At 56.2% G+C, this 251-nt stretch carries 1 protein-coding gene; it reads right to left on the minus strand.

Going from position 1 to position 251, the window contains the following annotated elements; all coding sequences use genetic code 11:
- Nucleotides 1-65: 65 nt before the first annotated feature.
- A partial coding sequence (locus tag ACLJNW_RS27050) for a hypothetical protein (protein WP_410961635.1) occupies nucleotides 66-251 on the minus strand: 186 nt, incomplete at its 5' end.

Consider the following 251-nt stretch of genomic DNA (forward strand, 5'->3'; position numbering starts at 1 on the left):
GCTGTACACTGATGGTAACCGGCTCTTTAACGCAAGTCCCGCAATCCGCTTTCCGTTAGCATTCATCAGCGGCTTGAGGTCACGTAGAGGCCATCGAGGCGATCCTTGTTTATCGCAGCGAATACCTTCTCGAAACCGTTCGCATCTCGCAGCTCCCAAGACCGAAGAGTCAACCCTAGCGCACGCGCCGCGGCTGGGAGAAGCTCTTTCAGCTCGCGTACACCGCCTGGAGTGACCGGATCATAGAGAAT

The organism is Salmonella sp. SAL4457 (assembly GCF_046548235.1).
In the GTDB taxonomy this organism is placed as follows: domain Bacteria; phylum Pseudomonadota; class Gammaproteobacteria; order Enterobacterales; family Enterobacteriaceae; genus Salmonella; species Salmonella enterica.